Raw genomic sequence first — 12,310 nt, forward strand, 5'->3', positions numbered from 1 at the left:
CGCAGACCGGTGGGTCGCCCGCCAGCCTCAGGTGAACTTCAGGAACGGCAGCTTGAACGGCAGAGACCGCAGCACCATCAGGAAATCGCTTTTCCGGAAGAGGATGATCTCCCGCAGCTTCAGGCCAGTCAGTCGCGAATAGAGGCCGACATAGGCGACGGTCGCAACGATATAGCAGATGCTCGAGCACCAGGCCGCGCCAGCGGCGCCGTACTTGACGACCATCCACCAGCCAAGGGCGACATTGAGCGCGAGAACCGGGACCATTATGACCTGGGTCGCCCAAGGCTTGCCTCTGCCGGCGATATCGATGTTCAGCATCTTGAAGGCGCCAAACGCGACGACGCCCGGCAGCATGTAAACGCAGAGCAAGGCGCTGTCGGCGAAGTCCTGGCCGAACAGAATCGGGAAGGCGAACGGCGAGACGATGGCCAGGCAGATGCTGCCCAGTGTGGCCGCCAGGAAGCTGACGCGGGTCAGGGCGACGACCTTCAGCGAGAATTCACGCTCGTCCTTGGAATTGACGCCGCGCGACAGCACCAACGACGAGAGGCTGTTGGGCACCTCCCATAGCAGTTCGGCGATCAGCACGGCCTGCGAATAAATCCCGACGGTTTCCAGGCTGGCGTATCGCGTCAGCAGGATCAACATGATGCGATAGTTGAGCATCAGCACCAGCAGCGACAGCGCGTAGCTCAGGCCCTTGCGCTGCAGTTGCTTGGCGATTTCGGGATTGAAGCCGAACCGAAGCGGCCCCTCCTTGCGCAGCAGGAACAGCGCATAGCCCGCCGCCAGCATTGAACCGACAACGCCGGCGATCATCACGCCATAGAGGCCGCCGTTCAGCATCCAGGCGAAGACAACGAGGATGGCCAGCTTCAACACCGGCGGACGCCACGACGCCTTGCGGTACTCGCTGATCCGCTCGCGACCGAGGAACACTCCGGTGGAATAGCTGGCGACCAGGGCCAAGGGGATCGTGATCAGCGCCAGAAAGCGGATCAGCCACTGGTCCTCGGCGACGTGCGCCCATTCGAAATAGGCAATCGAGGCGACCGAACCGACCACGCCAGCCAGGGGGATAAGAGTTAGCAGGGTCGGAAGCAACTGCTCGACCGTATAGACCCGCTTGCCCAGATAAAAGGCGGTGGCCTGCCGGATGCCCAATTCGGAGAAGGTTGTGGCCAAGGACGTTGGGACGCTGAGCGCCGCGATCAGGCCCCGCCCCTCGGCGCCGAGCACGCGCGCGACGATAAGGCTGGACAGGAACCCCGTCAGGCGGATGGCCACGCGGGCAACAGCGATCGTGAAGGCCTCGAAACCGAAGCTCGCGCGCTTCTTGGTCGGAGACGGCGCAGCGGCTTCCGGCGGAGCGGAAATCGCCTGGGTCTGTTGTTCGGGAGGAGGCGACATAAGGACCTTGGTTCACTGACCTGCGGAAGGGCGTCTGCGCGACGACGTGTCGAACGGCATCCGACCACGCTTGGGATGCTTCGGGCGCATGACGATGTGATGAACGGGACGATCACCTCGTATGCGAAATCTCGCTCTAGCTGAAGTCGAACTTGGCGTAGGGGTTCGTGCAGGATTGAAAGCCCTTATACAGCACGGGATCGCTGGGCGCCTCCCGCCGTAGATAATCCGTCTTCGTGATGAATTCGGTAAGAGCACGGCGTTCGATGTCGACGATGCTTTCGTTCGCGCCGCTCGACGCCTTCTTCAGGGCGCCGGCACCGCCCAATTGCTCCACGGTGGCCAGCACCGATGACTTTAGCGGCGCCGGCAGCTTGACCTCCTGGGTCAGCGCCGTGAGGTTTTCACGGGACATCTCAAAAGGACCGACGAGCCGGTGGAGCACCGACAGCACGAGGTCCTCCTCGCGGTGCGAGGTGACGAAGGCCCAGGCGCCGCCGCCAAGAGCGAGCGTGGAAACGCCGGCGCCCAACAGAACCGACCGACGGGAAAGAGCCATCCGCGCCTCCTCAGGCCAGGCTGGCCGCGCGCAGCGAAAGCGCGGCGGCGGTCAAGCTGGGGTTCACACACGAGCACGTCGAGAAAGCCGCGGTGCCGACGACGGTCAGGTTTCGCCATCGGTGATGGATCATCTTGTCGTCGATCACCGAGTCCTCGGCCGTCCTGCCCATGCGCAGGGTACACTGCAGGTGCGATTCCGTAGGACGTTCGTAGCGGTAGATGATTTTTTCGACCGGCAGCGGGGCCAGCAATCCAGGCAACTTCTTCTGCGCTTCCTCGAGGCCGCGCTGGGCATAGGCGTGGGGTCCCCCGAAAGTCACCCGCGCGCCCCCTTCGTTATCGACGGTGACGGTGTTGCCCGCCTGCGGCAGATCCTCGCAGACGATCATCAATGGCAGGCTCTGGCGCCAGCGTCCGGGTTCGGGCCGCAGGCCGTGGGTCCAGCGATTGTCGAAGTAAATCAGCGCTCCGCTGTATTCCGACCGGAACGCCCCGTCATAAAGACCGAAGTTGAGGCCGGTGGTGATCGTGCTGCCGTCGAAATTGTCCATGCCCTTAAGCAAGGCCTCGACATGGACGCCCACGGCTTCGGTGAGGCCCACGCCGGTCAGCCCACCAGCCATGCCCGACCGGTGCAGGATGGCCGGGCTCTGGATTGCGTTTGCGCCCAGCACGAACCGGTCGGCGGTGACCGACAGCGTTCTGCCGTCGCTGTCCATGATCAGCTTGCGGACGACGCTGTTGTCTGCCTCGAAGCGAACAGCCTGGGTCCTCAGCAGCAGGGTGACCGACGGCTCCTCGTAGAGACCGGTCAGGCCATTGTTCGCAGTGAACTTGGCGTCCGCTGGGCAGAGATAGCAGCGCAGGTTGGCGCAGCAGGCCGAGCGCGTCTTCGTCGGCACCCTGGCGCGCGCCGTCGGCATGATGAAGTGTTGCCCGGGTTGGGCGGCCTTCATGACTTGGTCAGGCGTGGACGGCCGGTGCGGCGGTTGCGGATAGGGAGTCGACCGGGGGAACATGACCGCCGAGTCCGGGTCGCCGGCGATCGACATGATGTCTTCCGCCTGGCCATAGAACGGCTCGAGGTCCTCGTAGGTCATCGGCCAGTCGGCGCCGACGCCGTAGAGCGTCTTGAGCTTGAAATCCGTTGGATGCAGGCGCGGAGTCTGGGCGAACCAGCAGTTGGTGCCGCCGCCGAAGCCGATCGTATAGTTCCAAGGCTTTTTGGAATTGGAGCTGTAGGTGTCTTCGTCACGAATGGCGGTGTTGCGCTCGTTCTCCATCTGCCAGTCGTGGGGATGGTGGTCCCCCCACTCGACGACCAGGATGCGCTTCGCCCTACGCTGCTCGAGCACCTTGTGCAGGTAGAAGGACGAGCCAAACCCCGTGCCGACGATGACGAGGTCATAATGCTCGCCCGAAACGGCCGAGGGATCTGCTGATTTGAGCATCTGCCTTCACTATTTCAGTGAAACTTAACCGTCTGACACGTCGGGAGGCGCGATCCCGCGCCTAAGTGCCGCCCCCGAGCACCTAGGTTATGGCCTTGAGCGCTTGGACGGCTAGCCGAAAAGCAGTCTTCGTCGGCCAGAGCGACATCGAACGCAAAGCATAGGCGAAACCGGTCCGCGGCTGCCCCATATCCTTCAGGTAGATCTGCGACATTCGCATCTGATGCTTGGCGCGCAGGCGCCGGCGGAAAACCGGGCCGCCCTGAGCTTCGCTCTCGATCCGCGCGAACAGCACCTCGTGCCCCTTGAGCACAGCCTCCATGTTCCGGCTGATCCGGTCCGTTCCCGACTGGTAGAAGCTGACCAGCGGCTCACGGACGATCGCAAACGGGCCCAAGGCTCGCAGGCGCAACCACAGGTCCCAGTCCTGGCAACTCGGCAGGGACTCGTCGAACCCCTTGACCTCGATTAAGGACGAGCGCCGAACCAGGGCCGACGACGTCGTGCTCAGTACGTTCAACTGTTGCAGGTCGCGGAGCGAAATATCGGCGGCTGGTCGGAACACGGCGGCAGGACCGTCGTCGGAGACGATCTGCTGGGCGGTGAAGCTGGCCACGCTGTCCGGGGCCGCCGACAAGGCGGCCGCCTGCAACGCCATCTTCTCGGGGAACCATTCGTCGTCCGAGTCCAGAAAGGCGATCCAGTCAGCAGCGGCAGCGTTCACGCCGCGATTGCGCGCAGCGCTGGCTCCGGCGCGAGCAGGCTGGCGAAGGAGCTTTATGCGCGGATCTTCCACCGCCATGGCCAGCACGCGGTCCGGCGTGTCGTCGGTGGAAGCGTCGTCGACGATGATGATCTCCGCCACCGGTGACGTCTGGGCCTGGATGCTGCGAATGGCGCGGACCAGGACATCCCGCCTGTTTCGGACGGGGATCACGGCAGCGACTTGCATGGCGGTCTTTTCCGTGAGCGATTGGGTGCGGGGCGCGACGATCATGCTCATGACTTTCGCCCGCGGCCGAGCAGCGGGCGCACCACGGGCGCCACACCGCGCCAGAGCGCGGGATGGGCCAGCGACAGCCCGGCGATCCAGGACAGCAACAATGTCTTTGGACTGACCACCTGACCACGAGCGGCCGCTATAAGGAGGCGGGCGGGCGCGTCTTCGCCTCGCGCCAGCGCCTCTACGCCTAGACCGGAAAGCTTTTGCGCCAACCTCTTGGAACGCTTGGCGAAGAACGGCGCGGCGGCGCCGTAGCGGTCGATCAGATCCGGCTCGTCCGGCGCACGGCCATACGCGCACTGTTCGGCGAAGTCGGCATAGAAGGCCTGCTGCATCAGCTTGGCCGGGTCTGCGTTCACCACGCCGGCGAAACGCCGCCTTACATAGAGCAACTCAGGCACGATCCAGAAGGCGCCGCCGGCCCGGTCAATCCGACACCAAAGGTCATGATCCTGACCAAACTTGAAGAACGAACGGTAGCCGCCGAGACGGTCGAACATGCTGCGCCTGAACATCACCTCGCCATGGGTCATCGGGCTGTAGTGATAAGTCTGCAAATATGTCAGAGGCCGGGGCTCGAAGTCGGCGTAGACACGCGAACGACCGCCCTCGTTGTCGACATAGACACCCGCCACCATCACCTCGGGATGGGAGGACAAGACCTCCGCCTGGCGCTCGATGCGCAGCGGATAGGAGATGTCTCCCGACCCGTGGATGGCCACGAACTCGCCCCGCGAAGCCTTCACCGTCGCGTTCAGCGTGGTGGTGAAACCCTTGTTGGCCTGCGAAACGATGGTGAGCCGCGGATCTTCGAAGCGCTTGAGGCGCTCCAGCGTGTCATCAGTCGAACCGTCGTCGACGACGATGATCTCAAGCGGCTCGTAGGTTTGGCTCAGCAAGCTTTCTATGGAAACTTCGACTTCTGCAGCTCGATTGTGGAAAATCGAGATGACTGAGACGAGCGGGCGCTTAATTTCCACGTTTTCTCACAACTTGGCGCGGCTGAAAGACCGTTGCAGGTCAAGCGCGCTGGCAAAGGCGCGGCCGCATGCGAAGGCAGCCATAATTTTTCCCAGCACGGCCTGTGACAGCGTCATCTATAGCCTTCCAGATGACAGTGCAAAGGGGGAGCTGCGCCCGTAAGATGAAAATCTAATGAAATGCCTTCATCTTCATGGTGTTGTCGAAAATCTAGCGAACTAAACGAACCGTCGCTGGCGTTTCGTGGCAAATCGCTGTGAACAGACTTGCCCTCGTCAGCGCCGTGTGGCTGTTCAACCGACGGAGGCGCGGCGAGAGCCCCCGTCCTTGCGGCGCCGCCTGAGATGACGGACGAACGGGTCTTGAGGAACACATGCATTTTCGCTCAATCGCAGACCTGCACGCCGACATCCTTTCCGGATTGCACAAGATTCCGCGCGACGTCGATGTAGTGGTGGGCGTCGCGCGAAGCGGCATGCTTCCCGCCACCATGATCGCGCTCGCGCTGAACGTTCCGCTGGCGGAAATGAATAGTTTCGCCCATGGCCGCCTGCTGGGATCCGGCAAGACCCGCCGCGTCAAGCGGATGAACGTGGACTTCGAGGACGTGCGACACGCGCTTGTCGTCGATGACAGCATCGACACCGGCGGGTCGATGCTCGAGGCGCGGGCGGTGCTCGCCCCGCTCGCAGACAGGATCAAATTCACCTTTCTGGCCGCGTACGGCGTCAAGGCAGACCCGGCTCCAGCCGACGTGATCCTCGCCACAGTTCCGCAGCCGCGCGTCTTCGAGTGGAACGCGCTGCACCATGCGATCCTGTCGCGAGCATGCGTGGATATTGACGGCGTGCTCTGTCACGACCCCACCGACGAGGAGAACGACGACGGCGAACGCTATCTCCGGTTCCTGACCCAAGCGCGCCCTCGCACCATCCCGACCAAGAAGATCGCCAGCCTGGTGACCAGCAGGCTGGAGAAGTATCGTCCCGAGACTGAGGCCTGGCTGAAGGCCAACGGCGTCGAGTACGGTGAACTGATCATGCTGGACCTGCCCACCGCCGAGGAACGGCGGCGAGCGGGCGTCCACGGCAGCTTCAAGGGCGAATACTACAAGCGAAGCAAAGCCGAGATCTTCATCGAAAGCGAACTGGCCCAGGCCCAGACCATCGCCAACATCAGCGGCAAGCCGGTGCTGTCGCTGGAAGGTCCGGTCATGTGCGAACCCGGCAACCTGTCGCCCGTGCGCTTGGCGGCGCGGGCCATCCACCGCAGCCCGCTGCGAAAGCTGGTCTCCAAGATCAAGTGGCGGCTCGTCAAAGCCGTGAAGGCCTGACGGAACGGCTGGCGCGCGCCTGGCTCAGGCCTGGCGCGCGCCCTCCAGTCGACGATAGACCGCCTCCACGGCCGCGGCGTGGGCGCGGATGGAGAAATCCTCGACCACCGCCGCGCGGGCGGAGGGACCAAGCAGCACCTCGTCGGGCGCGGCCAGCACGGCCAGCGCCGTCTCGGCGAATTGGCCTGGCTCGTCCTGCAGCGGAACGAGGCGTCCTCCACCCCAGCGACGACCTATCTCGGCATGGCCCGCATCGTCGGTGGCGACATAGGGCGTTCCCAGAAGCCCCGCCTCGATCGGCGTGCGGCCGAAGGGCTCGTTGACGGCGGGCGCCATGAGCAAGTCGATCGCGGCGATGTTATCCTCGGCCGGCATGAGAAAGCCGGCGAAGGTGATCCGCTCGCCAAGCCCCAGGGCTTGCGCACGCGCCTCCAGATCCTCGATTTCGTAGTCGGCGCGACGGCCGAACAGGATGAAATGCAAGTCCGGCCGCTTGGCCAGCATGGCGGCCGCGGCCTCCAGGAAGAACAACGGCCGCTTGCGCTCCCAGAAGTTGCCCACAAAACCCGCCAGCACCCGACTGGGATCTATCCCCAGAGCCGCGCAGACCCGCGATCTTGCAGCCCCACGATCAACCAGGCCGACTTCTATAGGGTTGAGCACGTAGCGCGCCTTGTCCGCGCCCACGAAGGCGACGGCCTGCAGGCAGATTTCGGACACCGCGATGACGGCGTCCGCGACCCCCACCAGCAGACGGTTGGGGAAGATCATGCGGTTCAGGGCGTGATGGTGATAGACGACCTTGCCTCCAAGCAGCTTGGCCGCGAACCCGAAGGACTGCATTTCCAGGATGTCGTTGCAATGCACGATGAACGGCGAGCCGATGCGTCGCAACAAGCGAAGGCGAGCGGGCAGGCGCTTGAGCGCGAAAAATGGGTTTCGGCGCCTGCGCATGGTCCAGTGGCTGGCGTCCAGTTCGCCGGTGTCGATCACCTCAATGCCGAGCCGCTCGGCCTCATCGGCGATCGGCGTGCCCTTGGCCACCAGAAACACGCAGCGGCGCTGCTGGTCGCGCTGCAACCCAGTAACCAGTTCGAAGGTCGCCACGTGGCTGCCCCCGATGTAGTAACCCGAAAACGGGAAGACGATTGTCGAGCGGACCATTAGGTTCTTCCTGTCCTCACCGCGCTCTCGCCGACGCGCCGCGACAGCGGCTGCGACACTGGCGGCTCAGTAGGCGAGGCGATAGATTTCGAGGGTTTCGCGGGCGACGACATCCCAGTCGAACCGGCTGCGAATGGCTGGACCGTCTATGGCGAATTCAGGCCTGGGACGTGCAAGAGCGGCCGAAAGCGCCGCCTCGTCGCCCACAGGGAAGTAGTTGCCTTCGGCGAGGCCGATGTCGCGGTTGGCGCCGATGTCGCTCAAAAGCATGGGCGCGCCGCAGCTCGCGGCCTCAAGCGCCACGATCGGCAAGCCCTCATGGAATGAGGGCAGCACGAAGAGGTCAGCGCCTTCGTAAAGCTTGCGGAGCACGCTACGCGGCTGCCGCCCCAGAAAGCGCACGCGCTCGCCAGCGGTGGCCAGAAGCTTGCGCGAATAGTCCGTCTCGTGATCCGCCGCTCCGGCGATCAGCAGCTGACGGTCGGTGCCGCTGTCCAGGAAAGCGCGAACCAGGTAGTCGAAGCCCTTCTCGGGCACGAGCCGGCCAACCGCCAGCACGTAGGGCCGCTCGTCGACGCCCAGGCGCGACAGCACCTCGGGCAACCCTTCCTGAGAGTCGGCCAGCGCCGGCGCCCCGTTGGGGACGTAGCTGATCTTGCCCCTGGCCGCCGGAAACTGCTGCTTCAAGGCCTCGGCCAACGAAGGCGAGACAGCGATGACCCGATGCGCGAACGCCACCCCGGCCCATTCGCCGAGGCGCAGCATCGCGCGAGCGAAGGGATTCCACTTCGCTCGGTCGTAGTCTCGCCCGTGGTGAGTGAGCACGACGCGAAGGCCGACCATACGGGCAAGCGGCGCCAGGAGGCCTGGGCCGATGGCGTGGATATGGATGAGCCTCCAACCATAACGCCTGGCATGAAGGACCGCTAGAAAGGTCGAGACGATGGCTTCGAGACTTTGCTGCCGCGGCGAGGGCAGAGAAACCACCTCCACGCCTTTGAATTCGGCCACGCCTTCGGGGAGGTAGGGCTTGCGCCCGACGAGGCGGATCGCGAGCTTGGGGTAGAGCGCGAGGATCCGGGGAAGGAGCTCCTCACAATGCGACTCGACGCCTCCCATCACCCCCGGCAGGCCGCGTAATCCCGTAACGCAGATTCGCATTTCTCGTCTCTCGAAGCGACGACGCTGATAGACCATGGCAGAGGTCCGCGCGGTCGATATCCGCCTCTATCACATCGAACCGCGAGCGTGTCTTGTCGTTCGGGAAATAAATCGCGACCGCGCCGGCCATACCCCAACTAACCGAAAACGTAGTGCGGGCGCTGCTTGCTTAGGCGACGGCCAGCCGCGCCGGCTTCAGAGACCCAGAAGGAAGCTGGCGCCCGCGAAGACGCCGGCCCAGGACGCCACGGCGATGCTGACCACGATCACGAGTTTCCGACCGAGACCCCAGTCACAGTTTGAAGCTTTACCGTAGAAGCCTTCAAAGGCGTCCGCAGCGTCAGGACGCGCCGTCGAATAGACCGGTGAATAGGCGACGGAAACGGCGCGCTGGGCCGACAGCTTATATTCCGTGCTGAACATCGTTCACTCCAAATCTTGCTGCCTCGACCATAGGCGCAGCCCTGTTTTGAAGCCGTGAACAGACGTGGTTTCAAATGTGTGGACATAAAGAAGCGGAGCCTTCCGAGCGCTTAACTGGGGGCGACTGCGCGGTCCGGACTGCCGAATCCTTCGAACGGCCTCGCTTAATACCAGCAGCGACACCGTAAGAGCGGAGTAACTTAGTTAGTAAACATGGATAATGCCTACTTGTGAATTCTCATACACGGACAATTCGTCCGCCTTATGAGGTTCCTTCAGCATGAATATTTTTAAAGGGCGCCGCAGGGAAGCCACAACGACCGATCGAATATTTCGCGTCTGACGGGAACTCCCCCCCGCCGGAAGGAAAAAAAGAAAATTCATCCTCAGCCAACAAACTCCACCATTCAAGTAAAAATTCCACACAACTTCAGTATTATATTTATATACAATAGATCAATTCAGCAAACTTGATCGCACATTTGATCGATATCGATTGTTAAACCTTTTATATAAAGTGCACCACATTTTCTATACAGAAAGATGTGGTCTACAGATGGATTATGTGAAAATTTTCACACTTAAACGGTGAATTTTTCACTATGAGGTAGCTGCCCATTAATCACACACATCAATGTCGCACGCCAAACGGCCCAGGCGCGCGCTGTCACCGGATCGGGGTGAAAATACGTGACGCTCAAAATACAATGGTTGACGAGTTATGAACGCGACAGTAATGTCTCGAAGGTTCCAGTAATCTTGGCACTTGCATCTAGAGGGGGCTCTCCTTGGCCATGCAGTCGCCTGTTTTCCATCACGCAAACGCAATCATTTTTTAGGGGTACACCATGGCTCTGGGCGACAACTCCAAGCTGATCACCACCGCTGACACGGTTTCCGTCAGCGGCAATGGCACGAACGATCCGATCGCCAACACTGGCGGCGCCACCGCTTTCTCGTTCACCGGCGGTTCGGGCGATGACCAGCTCGAAGGCTTCGGCAAGAACGACAGCGTTCTGAACTATCAGAAGATCTTCGACGGCAACGGCGACGGCATCATCGACTTCGGCCCGAACGGCATCCTCGACATCTCGCGGACGACCGCCAAGAACGCCGGCGCCGACCAGATCACGCTGCAAGGCATGGAAAGCAAGCAGCTGCGATACCTCGGCTCGAAGGAAGGGTACTTCGTGTACGCCGACGCGAGCGTTCGCCTGAAGGGCTTCACCGAAGGCACCGTCAATAACGACACCTTCGACGCCGGCACCGGCGCCAAGAAGTACTTCTACGACACCGCACTCGGCCTGAACCTGGGTGGTGACACTATCACCAACTTCGGCGCTGACGACCGGATCGTGACCACCACCAAGCTGCACAACGGCACCGACGCTGGCGCGCTGATCACCTACGGCAAGAACGAAGTCCTCGACCTGTCGGGTGAAACCAACGGCATCAAGGGCGACGTCGGCCCGACCCACGGCGGCCAGATCGACATCGTTGGCACCAATCACCTGGCCCTGCTGGACATCGCCGAGGTGAACGGCGTGACCTACTACTACTACGGCCTGGAAGTCTAAGATCGCGACATCCGACGACACGTCGGATCCGCAAGGTCGAAACACGTCGAAGGGGTGGCCCAGCCGGGCCACCCCTTCTTCGTTTCAGGCCTCAAGAAAAGCGAGGCGAGCAGTTGCGAGCAAAGCCCGCCTGGACGTTTAGAACAGCACGGCGCCCGTTCCGGCCGCCGAATCATCCATGCTGTAGACAAAATACGAGACACCGTCGCGCGTCACGACCCCGTCGAACTCCAGATCGCCCACCAGGGCGCCCTTGGCGTTGGTCACCGTCAGATCACCCTGGTCCCAGGCATGGTCGCTGCCGGCCAGGCTGATCGAGCCGTTGGCGCCGACCACGACATGGCCGGAACCATCGACCTTGAGCGCCGAGGTGGTGACAATGACGTCCCTGGCGCCGAAGCTGGTCACCTTGTCAGAACCCAGATCCAGGCCCAGGTCGTTGTCGAAGAAGAACACCTGGCTCTTGGCGTCGGCCGCATCGCCCTTCAGGACGTCAGCCCCGAGCGTGCCTTCCAGTGCGCTCTTGGGACGGACGGACGCGTCGGCGTACACGAAGTTGCCATCCTCGTCCGAACCCAGCAGTCGCAGGTTCGCCACGCCAGTCAGGGTGACCGTATCGGTCCCCTTGGGCGCGTCGATCGCCACCTTGCCGCCGCTCAGCGCGATGATCCCGTCGTTATTGCCGTCGTAGATCTTGCCGCTGGTGACCAGGAGATCGCCGTGGCCGAAACCGACGACCTTGTCGGAACCCGACTTGGCGGCCAGGTCGAAGTAGAACACGTCCTGTTCGGCCGTGGCGGTGTAGGTGCTGTTGGTCGAGGCCGAGCCGTTGACCACGTGCGCGCCGTCCAGCACCCCCGGCGCCTTGGCCAGGCCTTCGACCGTCAGGGTGACGGTCGAGCTGCTGGTCGTCTTGCCGTCGCTGACGGTGTAGGTGAAGCTGTCGGAGCCGGCATAGCCCGCGGCGGCCACGTACTTGTACGAACCGTCGGCGGCCACCGTGACGGTGCCGTGCGCCGGGCCGGCTTTCAGGCTCGCCGTCAGGGCGTCGCCGTCGGCGTCGACCGCCGTGGCCAGCACGGAGCCGCTGACAGAAGCGCCCGAGGTGACCGTGGCCGAGGAGGCCTTCAGTTCCGGGGCGTTGTTCGGCGGCGCCTGGACCGTCAGGGTGACCGTCGAGCTGCTGGTCGTCTTGCCGTCGCTGACGGTGTAGGTGAAGCTGTCGGAGCCGGTGTAGCCCGCA

Annotated in this window: 11 protein-coding genes; 2 read left to right on the top strand and 9 right to left on the bottom strand. The window is 62.9% G+C overall.

What is annotated here, in order from left to right; all coding sequences use genetic code 11:
- Positions 1-27: 27 nt before the first annotated feature.
- The 5 genes from I4Q42_RS25370 to I4Q42_RS25390 form a co-directional block, all read right to left on the bottom strand.
- A complete protein-coding gene (locus tag I4Q42_RS25370) occupies positions 28-1,413 on the bottom strand; it encodes an oligosaccharide flippase family protein (RefSeq protein ID WP_198578893.1) in 1,386 nt (461 codons plus the stop codon).
- 136 nt (positions 1,414-1,549) lie between these two features.
- Positions 1,550-1,972 carry a hypothetical protein gene (locus I4Q42_RS25375; RefSeq protein WP_198578894.1) on the bottom strand — a complete coding sequence of 141 codons (423 nt, stop codon included), beginning with the start codon at positions 1,970-1,972 and terminating at the stop codon, positions 1,550-1,552.
- A 10-nt stretch (positions 1,973-1,982) separates the two neighbouring features.
- A complete protein-coding gene (locus I4Q42_RS25380) occupies positions 1,983-3,425 on the bottom strand; it encodes a GMC oxidoreductase (protein WP_198578895.1) in 1,443 nt (480 codons plus the stop codon).
- Between the two features lie 82 nt (positions 3,426-3,507).
- Positions 3,508-4,428 carry a glycosyltransferase family 2 protein gene (locus I4Q42_RS25385; protein WP_198578896.1) on the bottom strand — a complete coding sequence of 307 codons (921 nt, stop codon included), beginning with the start codon at positions 4,426-4,428 and terminating at the stop codon, positions 3,508-3,510.
- A complete protein-coding gene (locus I4Q42_RS25390) occupies positions 4,425-5,408 on the bottom strand; it encodes a glycosyltransferase family 2 protein (RefSeq protein ID WP_198578897.1) in 984 nt (327 codons plus the stop codon). The genes I4Q42_RS25385 and I4Q42_RS25390 overlap by 4 nt, the downstream gene beginning before the upstream one ends.
- A gap of 374 nt (positions 5,409-5,782) precedes the next feature.
- Between I4Q42_RS25390 and I4Q42_RS25395 the strand changes: the two genes are divergently transcribed.
- Positions 5,783-6,742 carry a phosphoribosyltransferase family protein gene (locus I4Q42_RS25395; RefSeq protein ID WP_198578898.1) on the top strand — a complete coding sequence of 320 codons (960 nt, stop codon included), beginning with the start codon at positions 5,783-5,785 and terminating at the stop codon, positions 6,740-6,742.
- A 24-nt stretch (positions 6,743-6,766) separates the two neighbouring features.
- Here I4Q42_RS25395 and I4Q42_RS25400 read toward each other — a convergent pair whose 3' ends face one another.
- From I4Q42_RS25400 to I4Q42_RS25410, 3 genes are all read right to left on the bottom strand, one after another.
- Positions 6,767-7,906, bottom strand: coding sequence for a glycosyltransferase family 4 protein (locus tag I4Q42_RS25400; protein WP_232793440.1), 1,140 nt, complete (start codon positions 7,904-7,906; stop codon positions 6,767-6,769).
- Between the two features lie 66 nt (positions 7,907-7,972).
- Positions 7,973-9,103: a glycosyltransferase family 4 protein gene (locus I4Q42_RS25405; RefSeq protein ID WP_198578900.1), complete on the bottom strand. Its 1,131-nt coding sequence runs from the start codon at positions 9,101-9,103 to the stop codon at positions 7,973-7,975.
- 159 nt (positions 9,104-9,262) lie between these two features.
- Complete coding sequence (locus tag I4Q42_RS25410) at positions 9,263-9,490, bottom strand: hypothetical protein (protein WP_198578901.1); 228 nt, start codon at positions 9,488-9,490, stop codon at positions 9,263-9,265.
- A gap of 848 nt (positions 9,491-10,338) precedes the next feature.
- Here I4Q42_RS25410 and I4Q42_RS25415 point away from each other — a divergent pair.
- Positions 10,339-11,067, top strand: coding sequence for a hypothetical protein (locus I4Q42_RS25415; protein ID WP_198578902.1), 729 nt, complete (start codon positions 10,339-10,341; stop codon positions 11,065-11,067).
- Between the two features lie 138 nt (positions 11,068-11,205).
- On the opposite strand, the gene I4Q42_RS25420 is transcribed toward I4Q42_RS25415, so the two are convergent.
- On the bottom strand, positions 11,206-12,310 hold a 1,105-nt coding region (locus I4Q42_RS25420; RefSeq protein WP_198578903.1), incomplete at its 5' end, for an Ig-like domain-containing protein.

It is taken from the genome of Caulobacter hibisci (assembly GCF_016135805.1).
Lineage (GTDB): Bacteria > Pseudomonadota > Alphaproteobacteria > Caulobacterales > Caulobacteraceae > Caulobacter > Caulobacter hibisci.